The organism is Mesorhizobium sp. M7A.F.Ca.CA.003.01.2.1, from assembly GCF_003998945.1.
Classification (GTDB): Bacteria; Pseudomonadota; Alphaproteobacteria; order Rhizobiales; family Rhizobiaceae; genus Mesorhizobium; species Mesorhizobium ciceri.
In genome coordinates this window covers 1-406 of sequence record NZ_RZRA01001711.1, presented here as the reverse complement: position 1 = coordinate 406, position 406 = coordinate 1, and the positions used below count along the sequence as shown (strand labels likewise).

Genomic DNA, 406 nt, shown 5'->3' with positions numbered 1-406 from the left:
GGCGCTGTTTACCGAGATCACGCTCACCGAGGCATTGCTGAGGGGCCGGAAGGCGAGGAAATAACGACGCGCGGGCCTGGCTGGCGCAATCCGGCCAGCAAATTTCGCGTGGCAAACGTGGCGGGGCGAAAACAACTGTGTTAATGGCGCCGCGTGCAGGTTGCCCAAAAGTGTACAGCGGTTTGGGCAACGACATGCATAAACAAAATTGCCCCCGAACCCCGAGGATTTCAGGCTATGGCAACAGCAGCGGCAGTGTCGAACAAATTCGAATCCTTCTTCGAAACCACGCTGGCCGACGCCGATCCGGAGATTTTCGGCGCCATCCGCAACGAACTCGGCCGCCAGCGCCACAAGATCGAGCTGATCGCCTCGGAAAACATTGTTTCCCGCGCGGTGCTTGAGG

1 pseudogene is annotated in these 406 nt (G+C 59.1%); it reads left to right on the top strand.

Features of this window, described 5'->3' with window-relative positions:
* Window positions 1-237: 237 nt before the first annotated feature.
* Window positions 238-406 (top strand): annotated as a pseudogene (glyA, locus tag EN969_RS35060) (serine hydroxymethyltransferase); the annotation flags it as partial.